Source organism: Leucobacter faecis, assembly GCF_054456635.2.
This window is the reverse complement of record NZ_JBTJEP020000005.1, coordinates 22,033-38,545: the sequence shown is the minus strand read 5'-3', so window position 1 is coordinate 38,545 and position 16,513 is coordinate 22,033. Positions and strand designations below refer to the sequence as shown.

The window sequence follows — 16,513 nt, the reverse complement described above, 5'->3', positions numbered from 1 at the left end:
CGAAATCTGTGGATAACTCAAAATAGGTGTGCATAGTTCTGTGGATAACTAGCAGGTTCGCATGCGCCCAGGGCAACGAACCACGAGGAGTTATGCAATGGCGGCTGTACGCAACAATGAACAGTCACAGGTGGCCGTGCGCCGCCTGGGCTACTTGGTCGAGCCGGGAGAGGGGATCATCACCACTGGGTCGATTTTCACTTTTCTGGAGCGCATGATGACGTTCCGGGAGGACGCAGAGCTCGGTGATGGCGAGCTGGTGGAGACCCCGGTAGTGGCGGTCCCGCTGCCGATCATCCAGTTCGACGGTGCCCAGCGCGTGCGGCCACAAGCGCACGCTGAAATGATGTGGTTCCCGATGTTCTGGTTGCCGCGCGACATCGGGCTGCGCCGCGTAATTCCCGCTGACCCGACCGATCCCGAGAGCTCCGATCATGAGGAGTCGAGCGAGGAGTGGGCCGTGCGGGTGATGATGCAAAGCACCAGCGCCGGCCTGTACGAGCCACTCAGCGGCACCTGGCTCGATGTGCTGTCCTACGTCGGGCTCGATAGTGACGACGACGAGACCATTGCACGCGTCGAGCGCTGGCAGGCCGGCGCGCAGGACTCGGTCTTGGACCATATTGACCTGATGCCGCTGTTCGAGGCGTCGAACCATGAAGAAGTTGCTGAGAATGTGTACGGCGCAATCGGCGAGTTTACCGGCGCCCAGTACGCCCTTAGCGCCGTGGACATCGGCTCAAATATCGACAGTGCGCTCGACGACCCGTCAGTGCGCGATGACCCGGAAGCGCTCGCAGGCGTCTTCCAGTACTGGGCCGGACTCGCCCTGCTCGGATTCGCGGGCGACCCCAGCAGCGAGCAGCATGAACAAGTCCAGTCACGCGTCGCCGCGATGCTCGATCAAGTCGCTCTGGAAGCAGAAGAGGGCATGGCTACTGACATGCTCGAGCTCCTAACGACGCTGCGTGAAATATGCGAAGACGTATACGCCACGTTCAGCCCATTCCTCGAAGTGTTCGCCGAGACGGCCGCCGAAACGGTCGCACTCTCGGACGATGCTGAATCGGGACGCGCGAGTGAACCCGTCGATGAGCACGGCATTCCGGAGGACGCCGATCCCGCGCTATCCGGAGCAGACGACTCCACGCCTGAGCTTGGAGACGAGGCTCCAGTCACGCCTGAGATCGCAACACCAACCGGGTGGGCAACGCCTGCGACCCCTGCCCCGACTACTCCGCCGGCCGACCCGTGGAACCTCGGAAGCTAAGCGCCGAGCACGCCCTATAGCTCAGGGGCGAGCCTGACACAGGGCTCGCCCCTGAACCCAGACTCAAGGAGGACGAATTGCCCAGCAAGCAACGGCAGCAGACCATGCGCGAGCGAAACCAGCACTGGCGGGAGCAAAGCAAGCAGCGCCAGCGCTATCAGGACAGCCATCGTGCGCAGCGCAAGCCGATCGACCATAAGGAAGTGCTGCTCACTCAGCTGGCAGAAGAGCGGGCCAAGTCTCACCTTCTCGCGCAGCAAGTGGCCCGGTTGCAGGAAGCACTCGACGAGGCCAGTCGTCAAAACCCGACTTCCGTCGCCACTTCGCGAGAGGCGCGAGCGCTGCGCCGCCTGGCTGCGCTGGCGCGAGAAGCGCAGTTCGAGGCTCAGGTGCTCGAAGGCCCCGGCGCGGTCGCAACCGTACCGGTGTCGGCTTTCGCAGAAATCGTGCTGGAAGGAGCCGCGGCGTGACCCCGAACAAGCAAGCGCGGCCGGTCGCAGTGCAGACAGAAAGCCGACTTCATACCCTTACGCCTCCCGCGCCCGGCACGCTCTGGTCGCTAAACGAGCGCCCCGTCGTACAAGTGCGCGTGACAGGCGCGACCGGGCCGGTGCTCGGACGTCGGGTCGCATGGGAGAGCGCGTTCGGAAAAGGCGAAACCGACCTGCGTGCGTTCAGGCGGAAGTTTCAGCAGATTTAGCACCTGCACTGCGCGTCCCATAGGGGAGACAGTTCACCAACCCAAGGAGGCCCTTGTGCCCGAGACGCCGACCACTCTTCCCGTCACCCTGACATATCTCGTCACCGGCGACACCGAAGAGACCCTCGCCGCGATGACGAAGCGCGTGCACCAACTCGCCGGCATCACTGGCCGGTACACCGAAGCATCCATGCTCGCTGTGCCCGTCACGGCGGGTGTCATGGTGATCATCTCCGCCTCGGTGGTGCGCCGAGAAGGGCTCACCACCCCGGCGGGCGCCAGCGCCCAGGTGCGAGCAGGTCTCGCCCGGTTCGTCGGCCGCACGGGCCGTACCACGGTGGCGTTGCTGCCCCGTCCTGCCAACTCATAGAAAGCTTGATTTCACCATGACCATCACCATGCGTAACACCCCTGTCGAGGAGGTGCGCTCCTGGGCAAACGCGATCGTGTCGCAGGCCTGGCCCGGCGCTTCCGTTGGTTTCACCGCCCTACCGCAGGACCGCGCCGTGTTCACGATCGTCCCGCCGGAAACCGAGCAGGAAGCATTCATCGTGGACACGAGCATCACGCTGCCGCTGCTCGAGCAGCTCCTCTCGGACAGCACTGAAGTCGCGATCACGGAGCATGCCCACGCCGTGCAGCACGAGGTCGCGGCGCGGGTCGCGTCCGAACGTCACGTCGCCCATCACGAAGGTTTCCTGCAGGGATGCGAAGCGGGGGAGCGGCGCGGCCGCAACGCCCGGAACGAGCACGCCCGCGAGATGATCGCTCACCTGCAAGAGCAGCTCGATGACGCCCAGGCGGAGATCGCGCTGTGCACGCAGCTGCGCGCGCTGCTCGAAGACACCAGCGCCACTGACACTGAACGAGTCGCGCTTATGCGGCTCGCGCTCGGCATTGCTCCCGTAGACACCGCGCACCCTGCCACAGCTCCTGCACGAAAGGAGGCGTAAGCCGTGCCCCCGCTTTCCGTCCAAGACGCAGTACGCGCCGCCTATCTCGCGCACGCCATCTCCGACACGGCACTGGCCGAAGACGACATTGACCTTCTGATCGCTGCGTTGCCTCCCAAAGATCCGGGTGAGCGCGGCCGCGGCCTCGTCATCCTAAACGCCGCTGCCCAGCTGCACGCCATGCACGATCCGGCTCCCGCAGGCCTAGGCAAACCACCGACCCCGATCCAACATTTCCGACGCCAGCCGCTCGACGTGCGCGAGCGCTACCTCGACTGCGCCCGCGCGGTTGCAGAGGCCCGGCACGGGCTTGGTTCAGCAGCATAAGCCTCTGTGCTGGCAGGTGATTCGCATGCGACAGAAGAGAGTCGACACTTCGAAGTTGGCTTGAAGATTGGAGCGACCAGTGCACTTCCGACATTCTCGCGCGCAGAACGAACTCGCCGCGCCTGCCCCAACTCAGCGACCTCGAAAGGGCCGAGTCAGGGCAGGCGCGGCAGCACTGGTCGCTTCTGTAATTGGTCTCGGCTTTCTGACTCCTGGCATAGCCATCGCGACTCCGCCGTTGGACATGCCTGCACGCTCGCCGGAGTGGGTATTTAACCCGGAGATAGCGCCACCCCCGTTTGAGGCGGTGCCAGACGACCTCGAAGGTGGTTTCATGAACCCTTCAGAAGGCAGATATGACGACTGGGCCGGCACCACCGTCTTCAAGAGCGGTCGAGATGCAACCGAAGGTACCATTAGCGTTCCCAAAGGCACGATCAGAGTGGCGGTCGGAGGGCTAGGAGTATGGCCCGATGACAGTGGCCTCAATATTCCAGGACAGTTCATCCTCGACACGTCCGGAGCTGAGTTCCCACTCAAGGAAGACACCGTGTTCAAGTGGAGCATCTTGAACGACAGGCCGTGGGACACTGTCTCATGGTTCTGGATCCTTGCTGCGACGACCGAGGGAACAAGACAGGTACAACCGATTTACCCCAATAGGTTCTTTCAGCCGGAAGTGGTCGGAGGTGAAACGAAGCTGAGCGATGACGGCGAGGTGTACCTGACCCTCACCTCTCGGTCTGGAGCCGCATCGCTTGAGGCACATCGCGCAAGGCTGATTGAGGTATTGACCGAGGCAACTAATGGCGATCTTCCTGAGAACGAGGTGATCGACCAGTCGCTCATGTCGAGCCTGTACTTCATCTACGGCCAGCCGATTGATTGGATGAAAGGTCAGATCGACAGCAGTCTTGGGTACGTGGATCTAGTGGGAGAGGCGCAGCTGTACGGGCCGTTTGAGGACGCTGACATTCCTGCTCGCGGCTCAATTCCCGCAGCAGGTGCTCCTCGAGTGGGGGAAGCCGTTCGTTTCACCACCAATCCTGATAAGCCAGTGGAAAATCTTGCCACTGGAATCGAACTACGTGAAACCGGCACGTATGCCTGGAGCTATTCATTTCCAGAAGCATTACAAAATTCACCGGTTCGCAACGGATCTGGGAACGCTCACGCATTCCAGCTGTTTGACGCGAATCTGACCGTAGTAGCCACCAATCTCGGATATGGTCCGCCGGAGCGCCTCGAGCTCACTACGGCCATCACCCCGGTCGCTCCCACGCTCAAGCCTGCCGACACGTGCAGTGTTGAAGGCACGGTCGTGATCCCGAAGACCGAAGGCATCAAGTACACCGAGACCCGCGACGGCCGCACGGTCACTGTGACCGCAGCTGCTGAGCCCGGCTTCGTGCTCGCCGAGGGCGCGACCGCGAAGTGGACACTCGAAATTCCTGAGGTCGAGCCCTGCCCCGAGGTCGTCACCCCGGTCGCTCCCACGCTCGAGCCCGCCGACTTGTGTGGTGTTGAAGGCACGGTCGTGATCCCGAAAACCGAGGGTGTGAAGTACACCGAGGCCCGCGACAGCCGCACGGTTACTGTGACCGCGGAAGCTGAAAAGGGCTACGTGCTCGCCGAGGGCACGAAGACCGAGTGGACGCTCGAAATCCCCGAGGCCGAGGCCTGCCCGCCGGAGCTCGCCGAGGTGACGCCGGTGAGGCCGACGATTACTGAGAGCACCGAGTGCGGCGTCGCGAACACTCTTGAGCTCCCGACCATCGAGGGCGTCGTCTACACCGTGGGCGAGCCCGACGAGGACGGTGACCTCACGATCACCGCGACCGCGAAAGACGGCTACGTCATCGCGGAGGGCGCTCCGATCGAGTGGAAGGCGAACCTGGGCACCGTGGTTCCTTGCGAGGAGCCAGAGGAGCCGGTCGCGCCGGTCGAGCCTGAACAGCCGGTCGTCACAGAGGTGAGTGAGGGTGCTCTTGTCAGCACTGGATCTGACCAGACCGGCTTCGCGCTCGCCGGGGCGGCCACAGTGCTGCTGCTCGCTGGGGGAACTCTCGCGGGCACACGCAGACGCCGCCGCCGCGCATAGGGCCCACCATCCCATTCGCATGCGTCACCAGTAAGGCGGCGGCTCCCCCTGAGCCGCCGCCGATCGAAAGGAGCATCCACATGCACGACAACACCCACCCCGCCGCCGAGTCGTCGCTCCTGCATCTCGGCAGGGCTGGCGGGCACAATGACCCCGTTTCGTATCGTCTCGACGGGCATCTCGCCATTCAGGGCGGGGCCGGCAGCGGGAAGACGGAGCTGCTACGCAACGTGCTGCTCGGGGCGGCGCTGCGGCAGCACCCGATCGTGGTCATCGACCCGGTGATGGGCGGCAAGGGCCTCACGTCGCTGCTCCCTGCCGTGTCGGCGCTCGCAGGCACCCCGGGCGGCGCGGCTGAAGTGGCGGAAGCGCTCGTGCGCGAGCTTGAACGGCGAGAGGAGCAGCCTGATGTGCAGCATGTGCCGATCATCGTCGCCGTTGATAACCTCTGGGCGGCGGTCGCGCAGGAGGAAGTGCACCCGGACGATACGGACGAGAAACGGCAACTGACCGAGGCAAAGAACAACCTCCGTCGCCGCCTCAGTCTCGCGCTCGGTGATCTCGCTGCGCTCGGCGACCTGGGAGCAAACATCTTCCTGGTCGTGGCGAGCCAGGAATTTGGCGACCACGAGAACTCGACCGATGACCGCGTGCGGGACGCGCTCGATGTGCGCAACTATGCGCGCACGCGGGTACTGCTGGGCCGGAACACCCGCGCCCAGGTGAACGAGTTCCTGGGCGGTTCAGACAGCGACGCCGACATGCTCAAGTTCCCCACCGGCACCGGCGTGCTGCTCGACTTCGATTACAGCGCTGAGACGGTGCGCACATTCCAGGCCCCGTCCGTGCTCAGCAAAGAAGCCGTAGCCGCTGCGCTCGCGCTCGCGCCGGAGCCGAAGAAGATCGAGCTGCCGTAAGCACATCGGCACCTAGACCCAGGCCGAGGCCCGGTCTCCCATCAGCGGAGGCCGAGGCCCGGTCTCCCATCAGCGGAGGCCGGGCCTCGGCCGCGTCCTATAGGGCAGGTGACCGGGGATCATCCCGGGACTCATTCTTCAAGGAGGGCCACCGTGGCTAAGACCGACCCCAACGTGATCACCGACCTGCACGCCATTACGAGCGAGAGCGACCGTGAGGCGGTGGATGAGCTGCTGAGCCTGTCCCGTCACCTGGTGCGTGCACGCAAGACAGAGGCGGTGGCGAAGGATCAGCGCGAGGACGTGTGGACGTCGCTGCAGGCCAGCTGCGTGGAGCTGAACGCTGACATCGCGTTTCTGCTCGACGGTGTGAAGCTCACTTGGAAGCGCGGCGGCGAGGTCGCCACCAGTGTGCCCGACGAGCAGAAGATCGCTGAGGTCGCGCCGGAGCTGCTGGTGCGTCAGGCGAAGCTGAAAGCAGACCTGGCGGAGGTGGAGTTCGAGCTGCAGAAGCTCGGCGAAACTCACACCCGCATCGAGCAGGTCTACAAGAAGCCCGGCCTGACGGTCACCGAGTCGAAGCCCAAGGTAGCGGCAAAGCGTTAGAAGCCCACCTTGATCTGAGGCTTATCGGGGTTGCCCATGTTGTCCTGGTTGTACTCCACGATCAGCTGCCGGATCGCGTCGATGTTCTCCTGCCCGGCCACCTCTCCCGACCCTTCGGAAGACTCCATGCAGTATGACGAGACGTTATCGTTCGACGCTTCACCGAGCTCGACGTACTGCTTGCACGCCTGGAAAGCCAGCTGCCCGGGCGTGGGCGCGGCGCAGGACGACAGGGTAAACGCCGCCCCGACAGCAAGAGCGGCGGCGGTGATACGGGTGAGGGCGCGGGGCATGCGAAGTCCTTTGTGAAGCAAGTACGGGGAACTCATAGGTTATCCCGAAGCGCCCTCTCGGCGACCGGGCCGCGCCGCCGGTCTCACGCAGAGACATGAGCAACATCAACAGGCACCACGCAGGCGCGAAACAGGCCGGACAATCCGTGGGCGGGCAGTTCGCCGCCACCCAGAAGACCGAAGCGAGCGGGACGGGACTCACCCCTGAACCGCTCGCTTCGCCGGTCGACCGGGCCCTTACCGGCTGGCGGGACGAGTTCGAAGCGGCCACCGCTCAGCATTATGCCCCGGGCGAGCTCTCCACCGACGAGGTGACCCGCGGCACGGACGCTTACGCGGCCCGGTTCTTGGCGTTCGTGGAGGGGGAAGCGCGGGAGTCCGGCAGCATGGACGCTGAGCTTGCGCGGCTGAGGGAGACGGGCGGGCACATGTTCGACGTGCCCCGCACTGTGCGCAGCGCGTTTGACGAGCGCCGACGTGCACACTACGCCGACGAGGTGCTCGACTGGTACGAGGAGGATCCGGCCGAGGTACGTGCAGCGTACGTACTCACATCGGAGTCGGACGATGCGATCCGCGCCGCGGCTGAGCGTGAATACGACGAAGCTCGAGGCGGCGAAGGCCTGCTCCATGCGGGGGCGCTGGACGTGTACGACGACACGGGGGTCGATCGGTGCGAGAACGGTACCGAGGAGCTCGCGTGGGCGGTGCCTGACGCCGAGTGCCGGGAACAGCTCTTCGAAGGGTACGAACGACGAGTGCTCAGCAGCGTCATCGGGGAGGACTTCCAGGACGTCGATGAGATGTTTGAACGCGGTGACGCGTCGACGGCGCTGCAGCACAGCATGCGCGAGGATCTCGCCCAGTTCATGCTCGCCAATCGAGCGGAGATCAACGAGTACCTCGCGCACCCATCTCAGGCATCGAAGGTGCCGGAGGCGTACGCACAGCTCGGGCAGGACTTCTGGCTCACCCGGAACGGGTACGGGACCGGCTTCTGGGACCGCGGCCTAGGCGACCTCGGGGTGCGCCTGTCTGCGTCTGCCCGCACTTTCGGGGAGGCGTACGCACGGGTCGGTGAAGACGGACGACTGTACGGTTAGGGGCCGCGCCCGCGTCGCATAGCTCAGGTATTAACCAGCCGCCCTCTCCTGGGCCGGCGCCCCTGAGTGAAAGCGAGCGCATCATGTCGGCGAAAGTTCTCCCGCATCTTAAAGGCAGCGACCTGTATACGCAGACGTGCGGTTCCTGCGGCGGGTCGGGGGTGTATACCGGGCCGAGCAACATCACGTTCGCGACCGCGACGATGGGCGGCGTGCACACGAAGGGCTGCTTCGCCTGCCACGGTACGGGCAAGTACACGGTGAAGGTGTCGTCTTACCGGGCGCGGGTCGCGCGGGAGGAGAAGCGTCAGGCGGAAGCCGCGAAGCGGCGCGCGGAGACTGAGGCGCGGCACGAGGCATTCATGGAGAAGCATGGTGACATCGCGCGTCGCGTAGTTGATATTCGAGAGCAGTTAAACGCTGGTGACCCGTTCCGCAACAAGTTCGGGGCGCTGCTTGACGACTTGCAGGGCACAGCACTGACAGACGACTTCGATGAGGAGGAGTGGGCAGAGCGTGCCAGCGTCGTACTTACATCATACGACGCGCGCGAACAGGCGAAGCGCCCCGTGCCGGTCGGTCGCATCACGCTCTCGGGCGCGATTCAGAGCGCGAAGTACGTGGATTCCGCGTACGGTGCCACCCTCAAAATGCTGGTCGAAGGCGACGGGTGGAAGGTGTGGGGCAGCGTCCCCAAGCAGATCGCTGACGCTGAGTATGATGCGTTCTATGCCGCTGATGAGAGTGATCCCGCGTACGACGGCATTGAGGTGTGGACGCGTGCGCTTATCGGCCGCAGCATCACCTTTACTGCGACAGTGAAGCCCAGTGACGATGATGCGTCGTTTGGATTCTTCACCCGTCCAACCCAGGCCACGATCAGCACGTGGGAGTCGGCATAGCGGCAAGTGGCGGGCCGCGACCCGCTCAACGCGTGCGGGCAGGAGGCGCGGGATCGAATCAATCAGCTCGACGCGTCGGCCGATTGATCCAACAGAGGGCGCACGTGCGGCGCTCACCGCGACCGTCTCGCGCAGCGAAAATGACGCCTCGTTCGGGTTCTTCTCCCGCCCCGCGCAAGCGCGCGTGGTGGTCGAGGCCTAGCGCGCCGGTCTCATGCAGAGACATGAGCAACATCAACAGGCACAGCGCAGGCGCAAAACAGGCCGGGCAGTCAGTGGGCGGGCAGTTCGCTGCCACTCAGAAGACCGAAGCGAGCGGGGCGGGGCTTGCCGTCCCCAGAATCTCCACTACCGACATCACCGCGCCCGCGCGCCGGGTGAGTCTCCAAGTCGGCGCGTCTCCGCGGTGGCCGGAGGGATGGAGCGCGCAGGACGTCAGGTTCGGCGAAGACAATTCCGGACGGTTTTACAGCGCATGGTCCTTCACCGACGAGCACGGCGAGGATTACGGCACTATCATCTGCACCGAGTTCGAAGATGGCGCTGCGCTAGGAGAGGATGACGCGGCACTGCCCTACGACGACGTCGATGCCGCCGAGCTGATCGAGGCGAGTATCCAGGAGGGGCACCGCTCGCTGTATACGAACTCCTATCGGGCGGGTCGGTCGGCGTGCGACAGCGACGACACGCTGCGCGAGCAGGTGCTGGCCGCCTCGCTGGGTAAGACGGCGGCGGCCGCGCCGGGTGAGGATTTCAGCGTCACGGCCCCTGAGCGGGGCGCGCAGCGTGGCACGGAGGCCGCGCGTGTCCTCGGGATCGAAGCTTCGTCCCCTCACCTCGAAAGCCAGCTGCAGGACCAGGTGACCGACTTCATGCACTTCGCCCGCTCGACCGGCATGAGCCGTGAAGACATCGGTGAGATGATGCGCCGCGCGCAGTCGATTTACGATGACGAGCTCGCGGACCCGGACTTCTAGCCGGCCCCGCACGACAAAGCCCGCCCGGGTTGAACATCTCTCCTGGGCGGGCTTTGTCGTGCGGGTGAGCTATGCGCCCGGCAGCGTCGCTTGCTGCTCGCGGTGGAGCTGATCCGCTTCACGTGCGCGGGACCGGGCTTCTCGTAGAGGCTGCTCGACCGCCTCCTGCTCGCGGCGCAGAGCTAGATACTTCTCCTGGGATTCCAGCAGCGCGGCGCGGGCGGGGGCGATCGCTCGGTGCGCTTCTGCCAGGTTTCGACTGTGCCGGTGCTCTGCCTCCACCTTGCGCAGCTTCGCTTCTTTCCGCAGTGAGTCTTCGCGCTGCAGGTCAGCCGGGGTGCGCTCGTCGGGCACGCTGTCCAAAAAGTCGAACGTGGCCTTGGATACACGGTACGACGAGTGGTCGGCCTGCACGACGGCGTACCGGAACTTGATGTTCGCGCCTTCACCCTCGACGTACACCGCGCGATGGTGCGCTCCGTCGCTCTCGAGAATCTGGTGCAGGGAGCGCACCGAGCCGTCTGAGCTGCGCCACCGCTGGTCGAGATCCTTGTTGATGCGCGTGCGCGCGGCGCCGGTGATCGAGTCAGGGAGCCGGTCAGGGATCGCGACGGGCGTGTTCGCTGGCTCCGGCTCTTTCTGCGCGGGCGGCAACTGCGGGTGCCGCGCCTCGTCGGCGACGAAGTGCGGCTGCTGCGCCCGGTACTCCTCACGCGGCACCAGAAACTCAGCTTCGGCTCCGTCGGAGGCGCGCTTCGCTTTGACGAGCACATGGTCTGGTCTGGACTGCGCATCTGACACCGACCATGCCGCGAACTGGTCCTTCTCGCGCTCGCGCTGGGCGCGCCTGCGCAGCACGACCGAGTCCTCTTCAGAGACGGTTTCGCCGGTCGCTTGGGTCCACCCGTCAGGGTGCCAATTCCGGATCGACTCAGCGGCGCCGGCGCGGAGCTCTGCAGGACTGGACTTGAAATCTCCCGCCATGTCGTCGGTGAAATAGTACAGCGGGATCGCTGCGTCACAGTCTTCCTCGTACCAGCCGGCGGACTCACGCAGCGCGGCCGGGATCTCGCGGTTGCGTTCCGGGCTGAGCTTCACCCCGCCGTGCGAGGGGGTGTGCACGACACTGATGCCCGGGGCGGGGTGGTTCACCTGATCCGCTTTGCCCCATGGGGTGTGTGAGCCCTCGGCGACCCCGGTCTCACCCCAGTGGCGCTGATCCGGCGCGGGACCGGCGAGTCCCGCGCCGCTCGCTTCTGTCTTGCGAGTGGCTGCGAACTGCCCGCCGACGGATTGGCCGGCCTGCTTTGCACCTGCGCTGTGTCTGTTGATGTTGCTCATGTCTCTGCGTGAGACCGGCAGCGCTCGGGCTAGACGAACGGCTCGCGAGAGTGCTGGCGATACTTCTCACCGCTCTCGGCTGAGTTCGGGTCATCCCGGCGGGCACGGGCCCGGATGTCTTCTGGCACGTCGAGCCGCGCGCTGAGAATCACCCAGGCAGCGGTGCCGGTGATCTTCTGCTCCGGGTTCCGGCGGGCGTCGTGAATGCGGGCAATCGCCTCGTAGGCGATGCTCTCGGCATGAAAGTTCTGGTCTTCGAGAGTGTCTGCCAGGGTCAGCAGATTGTCGTGCGTGTTGTCACTGAGCTCACCGCGGGTCGCAGCGCCGAACGTGTCTTCGGCGAGATGCTTCCCACGTAGCAGCCGCTCATCGGTCAACCCCTTACCGGCGGCCGCTTCGGTGTTGAGCCGGTCGGCGCGGAGGGCGGTAGATTGGTCACGCTCGTGCTCTTTGCTGCCGTGCTTGGCGTACCGCTCGCACAGGGCAGATAGCTCGCCTTGCTTCTTCGCGCGCTTCGATTCGGCGGCGTACGCTTTGCAGTCAGCCGTCAGGTCGGGAGACCGGTGGCCCTGACCAGTGTCGAGGTACCGTTTCAGGTGCGGGTAATCCTGCGACACAGTGAGCTGGGTGCGGTGCCCTGACAGCCAGGCGGCGTGGGTCGCGCGGTGCCAATCGGCACGCCTCACAGCACCATCTTCCGCCAGAGAAGCATCCACCCAGCTCACCACTGTTTTGCTCTCATCGCCCCCGCGGTAGGCCTTCAGGCGATCCTCCGCGGCGTTCCAGTCGCGCTCGTGAGCGCTCTGCTCCGCGGCGAGGGAAGCGAGGTGCGCGCCGAGCTCAAGCCCCGTCCCGCTCGCTTCGGTCTTCTGAGAAGCGGCGAACTGCCCACCCACTGACTGTCCGGCCTGTTTTGCACCTGCACTGTGCCTGTTGATGTTGCTCATGTCTCTGCATGAGACCGGCGCGCTAGTTGTACTCAGTCGCCGCGCCGAGACGCTTGAGCGCAGTTTCCCGGTCAGGGGCGTTGGTCACGTCAATGGCAGTGTTCAGGTATTCAATGACGCGCGGGTCTTCGCCGGACAGGAAATGCGGGTCGCGTACAGCGTTGTCTTCTTTCACTCGCAGCAGGAAGTCGGTGGTGTCGATCGCTGCGAACAGCGCACTGGGGCGGCCGCCGTTCTGGGGCTGCTGCTTCAGCACGTCGGCGTTCGCTTTCGTGAATAGGTTGAAGTCGTCGAGGAGCTCTTGCGTGTACCGCGGGAGCGTGCCTTGCTCATCCATCGTGGCGAGCGCTTCCATCGTGACCGGCAGCCGGGTGCGCACCTCGCCGCCGCGCAGAGAAGCGAGGTAGGCGCCGCGCTGGTCGTGTTCGTGCTGCAGCTCCTGCACGAACTCGTCGAGCTCGTCCCAGTCGATCGGGTCCTGCTCTGTGCCTTGGGCAAGCCCCACTCCGGATGCTTCCGTCTTCTGGGACGCGGCGAACTGCCCGCCCACGGACTGTCCGGCCTGTTTCGCGCCCGCGCTGTGCCTGTTGACGTTGCTCATGTCTCTGCATGAGACCGGCGCTTAACCGCGCAAGGCGCGGTCAGCTTCGATCGCTTCGATCATCGCGTCACGAATGTCTTCGTGCGTTTCGAGCGCGACGGGGTATTTCAGTGCGATGCGCGTGGCAGTGTCGTGCGGGGATTCCACTTCGCCTCGCAGTTCGGCCGCCTTGCTCTTGAAGTACCGCTCGTCGGCCTGGAGGCGCCCTAGGAACTGGCTCGGTTTCAAGCCTGGCTCAGAGCGTCGAACTTCGCCTTCGTCCCACAGCTCTTCAAACAGCTCGTCAGCATCAAATTGCTCGATCTGGTCAGCAATCGCGAGCTTCGCTTCACGCCTGCTGCTTGTGGGGATGTCCTCCATCTCAATACGCCAGGTGCCGCCGTTCGGAGCGGTGGGAAGGAGGTGATCAGAGCTGTTCTCGTGGGACTCGATCCCGTACTGCTGAAGCGTCTCTTTCATGATCTTTTGGTTCACCTCAGGCATCCCTGAGCAGTGATCCTCGCCGCCGAACTGGTTGGCGCGAGAGTGCGATGAGTGGGGTTCAGTACTGGCGCACCAGAGCAGTGCGGGGGCGACCGACTCCGGCACGGGACCGGCAAGCCCCGCCCCGCTCGCTTCGGTCTTCTGAGAAGCGGCGAACTGCCCGCCGACGGACTGTCCGGCCTGTTTCGCGCCTGCGCTGTGCCTGTTGATGTTACTCATGTCTCTGCGTGAGACCGGCGGTGTGCACGGTTTGCGGGTGTCGCGTCCTATAGCGGAGGTAATCAACACCCCGGCGTGAGCGATGATCGCGCGTCGGGAATCAAATCATCCACCCCATTTTGTGAAACGAGCAAATCAATGTCTACCCAGCCCGCCACTTTCAACCGCACCGTTCAGCAGCAGACGTCGATCACGATCGAGTCGCATACGGACAGCAATCTCGTCGGCAATCTCACGCTTGATGACCAGAACCACGGTATCGTCACCATCCTCGACGAGGGCGAGCACAAGCTGCTGCTGCGCCTGCCGGCCGGTCAACTGCGTGAAGTGGCGCAGCTGATGACGGAGCTTGCGAGCACGCTGGCGGAGCTACAAGTGACCGACCTGGGCGAGCATCCCGACGCGCCTGAGGAGAACTAGGCCGCGCGTCCTATAAGGGACGCATGACCATTACCGCTCTCGCCCCTGCCCCCGCCGACCCCGCAGCCGATCACCTCGACGAGCTGACCCAGCTGCTCACGACAGCGGTGCAGATTGCCGTTGGTAGTGAAGCCGCCGCGCCGCGGCCCGGGCAGCTCGCTCTGACACTCGATATTTGGCGTGCGCTGGCGTCCAAAACCCGCATGAACGGAATCGCGCCAACTGGCACTGGAAAATCGCTCGCACACATGAGCTGCGCTGCGCTCGCAGCGTACCGGCTGAACGAGCGGACCGTTATCTCAACGGATTCGCTCGCGCTGCAGACGCAGTTCATGGAGAAGGATCTTCCTGTCGTGGCGCAGGCAGTCGCGCGGCGCACCGGGTTTGACCTGCAATACGCCGTGCTGAAAGGTGTGTCGAATTACGTTGACCCGGTGCGGGCGCTGGAGCTCGCGCAGGGGCTCACCGGCATGCCCAAGCAGACGAGCTTCACTGACCTCGCGCACCTGCTGCGGGAGCAGCAGCTTGACCGGAGCTGGACGCCTGAATACCGCCGCGGTGAGTTCTCTGACCTGGAGACGCTCGCGCAGCTGGCGCTGTGGGCGCTGGAGCAGTACCTGCTGCCCAACCGACCAGGCGACCGGGACAGCTGCGCGGTCGAGCATACGAATGATGACTGGCAGCTGGTGTCCGCCTCGTCGGACGAGAAGGCCGGCGAAGAGGACACGGGGTATGTCCCGAAAGCGGATGAAGCGAAAGAGCTCGCCGCAGAAGCCGACATTGTGGTGACGAACCACGTGCTGCTGGGTATGCAGGCCGCGCGCGGCATCCCGACGGTGCTGGGGTCGCGGCGGCTGGGCCGGTTCCACAACATCATCGTGGACGAAGCCCACACCCTCCCGTCGCAGGTGCGCACGCGCGGCGCGGCGGAGCTGAGCGAAATCACCATCAAACGCGCCGCCCGTGCGGTGGGTCGCGTGCTCGCGGAAGCGAAATGGGTGGAAGAGGACGCGATGCGGCTATCCGACCAGCTGAACCGGGTGCTGAGCCGCGCGACCGCGAACCTCGGCCGTTTTGAGGACACGTTACGCATTGGCCCGGATCAGGCGGGCCCGGTGGAGGAGCTGTACGAAGAGCTCGACATGATGATCGGCAGTCAGCTGGACGCGGTGAAGAGTGTGCAGAAGCTGTCGGAGGACGCGGCGTTCAAGCAGAAGTGCCGCCGCGCGATCGGTGCGCTCACGCAGCTCGGCACAGCGCTGGAGGACGTGATCACCCCGAACGAGCAGATCGCCCGCTGGGTGACGCCCGGCGGCGACAAGTTCGGCCCGAAAGCGGAGTCGAGCCCGGTGGATGTGTCCGGCCTGATCTTCTCGCGGCTGTGGCATGTCGAAGCGGAAGAGGACGGCGCCGAAGAGCGTGACTCTTCCGGCCTGTTCGACGGGTCAGATGACGGGTCAGAAGACGAAGACGAGGAGAAGCCGAAAGTGCCGCTCGGGGTCGCCTGCGTCAGCGCGACGCTGCCGACCGGGTTCTACGTGCAGGCCGCGCTCCCGACCCCGGCGGGGGAGTACGCGTCCCCGTTCGGTGACGCGTATGCGGGCAGCGCCATGTACGTGCCGCGCTGCCTGGAATCTTCCGATATTTCCGCGCTGGAAGCGCAGAACGCGTACGGCGGGAAACGGAAGTTCGACACGTTCCGCCATGAAGCATGGTGCGTCGATCAGGTGGTGGAGCTGGTGCGCGCGAACGGCGGCTCAGCGCTGATCCTGTCCGCGAAAGCGGAGAGCGGGAAGAAGTACGCCGCCGCGCTGCGTAAGCGTCTGCCGCAGCTGACGGTGCATTCTCAGTGGGACGGCGGCCAGGTCAGCCGCATCGTGGACGTGTGGCGGAAAGATGTCGCCAGCGTGCTCGTCGGCACCCGGTCGCTGTTCACGGGCGTGGACGCGCCGGGGGAGACGAACTCGCTCGTGATCATCGACCGGGTGCCGCGGGCGCCGCGCGGCGTGATCGACGAGGCGCGCATGGACCTCATGGTGTCGTCAGGGCTCGACAAGTGGACCGCTGACCGGCTCGTGTACGTCGCTGACGCGGCGCAGCTGTTGGAGCAGGGGATCGGCCGCGCAATCCGCGGGGTGAATGACCGCGCCATGGTCGCCGTGCTCGACCCGCGGCTGCTGGCGCAGGAATACTCGGTGTTCAACTATCAGACGCAGACGCGGCACATGCTGATCCGGCCGCTCTTGCAGTTCGGGCACAAGTTCAACGAGCTGGACCGCGCGACCGCCTGGCTGAACGCCCGCCGCGACGCCCGCGGCTAAGCCACCGAGCACCGCCGCCGGTCTCACGCAGA

The 16,513-nt window shown here is 64.9% G+C and carries 19 protein-coding genes; 14 read left to right on the top strand and 5 right to left on the bottom strand.

The features are described 5' to 3' along the window. Positions 1-97: 97 nt before the first annotated feature. The 9 genes from ACXR2T_RS05675 to ACXR2T_RS05635 all read left to right on the top strand — a co-directional run bounded on the left by ACXR2T_RS05675 (position 98) and on the right by ACXR2T_RS05635 (position 6,874). Complete coding sequence (locus ACXR2T_RS05675) at positions 98-1,270, top strand: hypothetical protein (protein WP_458839144.1); 1,173 nt, start codon at positions 98-100, stop codon at positions 1,268-1,270. A 77-nt stretch (positions 1,271-1,347) separates the two neighbouring features. Next, entirely contained in the window at positions 1,348-1,740 is a 393-nt protein-coding gene (locus tag ACXR2T_RS05670; protein WP_458839143.1) for a hypothetical protein, read from the top strand. Then, entirely contained in the window at positions 1,737-1,970 is a 234-nt protein-coding gene (locus ACXR2T_RS05665) for a hypothetical protein (protein WP_458839141.1), read from the top strand. Before ACXR2T_RS05670 ends, ACXR2T_RS05665 begins: the two co-directional genes overlap by 4 nt. 55 nt (positions 1,971-2,025) lie before the next feature. Next, positions 2,026-2,340: a hypothetical protein gene (locus tag ACXR2T_RS05660; RefSeq protein WP_458839139.1), complete on the top strand. Its 315-nt coding sequence runs from the start codon at positions 2,026-2,028 to the stop codon at positions 2,338-2,340. 16 nt (positions 2,341-2,356) lie between these two features. Beyond that, positions 2,357-2,923, top strand: coding sequence for a hypothetical protein (locus ACXR2T_RS05655; protein ID WP_458839137.1), 567 nt, complete (start codon positions 2,357-2,359; stop codon positions 2,921-2,923). 3 nt (positions 2,924-2,926) lie between these two features. After that, positions 2,927-3,250: a hypothetical protein gene (locus ACXR2T_RS05650; protein WP_458839136.1), complete on the top strand. Its 324-nt coding sequence runs from the start codon at positions 2,927-2,929 to the stop codon at positions 3,248-3,250. 334 nt (positions 3,251-3,584) lie between these two features. Continuing rightward, positions 3,585-5,351 carry an LPXTG cell wall anchor domain-containing protein gene (locus tag ACXR2T_RS05645; protein ID WP_458839134.1) on the top strand — a complete coding sequence of 589 codons (1,767 nt, stop codon included), beginning with the start codon at positions 3,585-3,587 and terminating at the stop codon, positions 5,349-5,351. 80 nt (positions 5,352-5,431) lie between these two features. Then, positions 5,432-6,268, top strand: coding sequence for an FtsK/SpoIIIE domain-containing protein (locus ACXR2T_RS05640; RefSeq protein WP_458839132.1), 837 nt, complete (start codon positions 5,432-5,434; stop codon positions 6,266-6,268). A gap of 153 nt (positions 6,269-6,421) precedes the next feature. After that, the gene (locus tag ACXR2T_RS05635) at positions 6,422-6,874 is read left to right on the top strand and encodes a hypothetical protein (RefSeq protein WP_458839130.1); all 453 of its coding nucleotides are present in this window, start codon (positions 6,422-6,424) and stop codon (positions 6,872-6,874) included. Here ACXR2T_RS05635 and ACXR2T_RS05630 read toward each other — a convergent pair. Continuing rightward, entirely contained in the window at positions 6,871-7,167 is a 297-nt protein-coding gene (locus tag ACXR2T_RS05630; RefSeq protein WP_458839129.1) for a hypothetical protein, read from the bottom strand. The two genes, ACXR2T_RS05635 and ACXR2T_RS05630, sit on opposite strands and share 4 nt — an antisense overlap. Before the next feature lie 95 nt (positions 7,168-7,262). Between ACXR2T_RS05630 and ACXR2T_RS05625 the strand changes: the two genes are divergently transcribed. From ACXR2T_RS05625 to ACXR2T_RS05615, 3 genes are all read left to right on the top strand, one after another. Then, a complete protein-coding gene (locus tag ACXR2T_RS05625) occupies positions 7,263-8,270 on the top strand; it encodes a hypothetical protein (protein ID WP_458839127.1) in 1,008 nt (335 codons plus the stop codon). A gap of 161 nt (positions 8,271-8,431) precedes the next feature. Beyond that, positions 8,432-9,172, top strand: a complete 741-nt coding sequence (locus ACXR2T_RS05620; RefSeq protein ID WP_458839125.1) for a hypothetical protein — start codon at positions 8,432-8,434, stop codon at positions 9,170-9,172. Positions 9,173-9,396: 224 nt separating this feature from the next. After that, entirely contained in the window at positions 9,397-10,149 is a 753-nt protein-coding gene (locus tag ACXR2T_RS05615) for a hypothetical protein (protein WP_458839124.1), read from the top strand. Between the two features lie 69 nt (positions 10,150-10,218). Here ACXR2T_RS05615 and ACXR2T_RS05610 read toward each other — a convergent pair whose 3' ends face one another. The 4 genes from ACXR2T_RS05610 to ACXR2T_RS05595 are packed head-to-tail and all read right to left on the bottom strand — an operon-like array spanning position 10,219 to position 13,740. Further along, positions 10,219-11,490 (bottom strand): DUF7007 domain-containing protein, encoded by a 1,272-nt coding sequence (locus tag ACXR2T_RS05610; RefSeq protein WP_458839122.1) that lies wholly within the window; start codon positions 11,488-11,490, stop codon positions 10,219-10,221. Positions 11,491-11,519: 29 nt separating this feature from the next. Beyond that, positions 11,520-12,437, bottom strand: a complete 918-nt coding sequence (locus ACXR2T_RS05605; RefSeq protein ID WP_458839120.1) for a hypothetical protein — start codon at positions 12,435-12,437, stop codon at positions 11,520-11,522. A gap of 22 nt (positions 12,438-12,459) precedes the next feature. Further along, complete coding sequence (locus ACXR2T_RS05600) at positions 12,460-13,038, bottom strand: hypothetical protein (RefSeq protein ID WP_458839119.1); 579 nt, start codon at positions 13,036-13,038, stop codon at positions 12,460-12,462. 21 nt (positions 13,039-13,059) lie between these two features. After that, entirely contained in the window at positions 13,060-13,740 is a 681-nt protein-coding gene (locus tag ACXR2T_RS05595) for a hypothetical protein (protein ID WP_458839117.1), read from the bottom strand. A gap of 138 nt (positions 13,741-13,878) precedes the next feature. Between ACXR2T_RS05595 and ACXR2T_RS05590 the strand changes: the two genes are divergently transcribed. Both ACXR2T_RS05590 and ACXR2T_RS05585 read left to right on the top strand, forming a co-directional pair. Then, the gene (locus ACXR2T_RS05590) at positions 13,879-14,160 is read left to right on the top strand and encodes a hypothetical protein (RefSeq protein WP_458839115.1); all 282 of its coding nucleotides are present in this window, start codon (positions 13,879-13,881) and stop codon (positions 14,158-14,160) included. A gap of 23 nt (positions 14,161-14,183) precedes the next feature. Then, positions 14,184-16,481: an ATP-dependent DNA helicase gene (locus tag ACXR2T_RS05585; RefSeq protein WP_458839113.1), complete on the top strand. Its 2,298-nt coding sequence runs from the start codon at positions 14,184-14,186 to the stop codon at positions 16,479-16,481. Positions 16,482-16,513: the final 32 nt, after the last annotated feature.

Coding starts and splice junctions, on each gene's coding strand:
- ACXR2T_RS05675 (WP_458839144.1), top strand. CDS start 98: ATGGCGGCTGTACGCAACAATGAACAGTCACAGGTGGCCGTGCGCCGC.
- ACXR2T_RS05655 (WP_458839137.1), top strand. CDS start 2,357: ATGACCATCACCATGCGTAACACCCCTGTCGAGGAGGTGCGCTCCTGG.
- ACXR2T_RS05645 (WP_458839134.1), top strand. CDS start 3,585: ATGAACCCTTCAGAAGGCAGATATGACGACTGGGCCGGCACCACCGTC.
- ACXR2T_RS05640 (WP_458839132.1), top strand. CDS start 5,432: ATGCACGACAACACCCACCCCGCCGCCGAGTCGTCGCTCCTGCATCTC.
- ACXR2T_RS05630 (WP_458839129.1), bottom strand. CDS start 7,167: ATGCCCCGCGCCCTCACCCGTATCACCGCCGCCGCTCTTGCTGTCGGG.
- ACXR2T_RS05625 (WP_458839127.1), top strand. CDS start 7,263: ATGAGCAACATCAACAGGCACCACGCAGGCGCGAAACAGGCCGGACAA.
- ACXR2T_RS05615 (WP_458839124.1), top strand. CDS start 9,397: ATGAGCAACATCAACAGGCACAGCGCAGGCGCAAAACAGGCCGGGCAG.
- ACXR2T_RS05610 (WP_458839122.1), bottom strand. CDS start 11,490: ATGAGCAACATCAACAGACACAGCGCAGGTGCAAAGCAGGCCGGCCAA.
- ACXR2T_RS05605 (WP_458839120.1), bottom strand. CDS start 12,437: ATGAGCAACATCAACAGGCACAGTGCAGGTGCAAAACAGGCCGGACAG.
- ACXR2T_RS05600 (WP_458839119.1), bottom strand. CDS start 13,038: ATGAGCAACGTCAACAGGCACAGCGCGGGCGCGAAACAGGCCGGACAG.
- ACXR2T_RS05595 (WP_458839117.1), bottom strand. CDS start 13,740: ATGAGTAACATCAACAGGCACAGCGCAGGCGCGAAACAGGCCGGACAG.
- ACXR2T_RS05590 (WP_458839115.1), top strand. CDS start 13,879: ATGTCTACCCAGCCCGCCACTTTCAACCGCACCGTTCAGCAGCAGACG.
- ACXR2T_RS05585 (WP_458839113.1), top strand. CDS start 14,184: ATGACCATTACCGCTCTCGCCCCTGCCCCCGCCGACCCCGCAGCCGAT.